Annotated in this window: 1 protein-coding gene; it reads left to right on the top strand. The window is 33.1% G+C overall.

Translation table 11 applies throughout. The features are described 5' to 3' along the window. A partial coding sequence (locus AOA62_RS25705; RefSeq protein WP_143521917.1) for a methyltransferase occupies window positions 1–341 on the top strand: 341 nt, incomplete at both ends.

Here is a 341-nt window from a genome sequence, read left to right as displayed (position 1 = left end):
GTATTATTAGCTAAATTCTCTTCAATTCCCAAAGGGGCTAAGAGAATTATTGATTTATGTACAGGTACTGGGGCTATTCCTTTATTACTTTCATTAAGGACAGGAGTACCCATAGATGCAGTTGAAATTCAAACTGTCCTATGTGAATTAACACAAAAGAGTGTACAATATAACGCTTTAGAAGAACAAATCCAAGTAATAAATAAGAATATACTAGACCTAGATACTGAAGTGAACTGGGGTAGTTATGATCTTGTAACATGTAATCCACCATATTTTCCTGTTACTTCTGAACAGGGGAAAAATATAAATGAAAAAGTTTCGTATGCTCGACATGAAAT

Origin of the sequence: Pseudomonas sp. 2995-3, assembly GCF_002742565.1 — a bacterium.
Classification (GTDB): Bacteria; Pseudomonadota; Gammaproteobacteria; order Pseudomonadales; family Pseudomonadaceae; genus Aquipseudomonas; species Aquipseudomonas edaphica.
The sequence above is the reverse complement of the archived record's forward strand: the minus strand, read 5'-3'. Positions and strand labels throughout refer to the sequence as shown.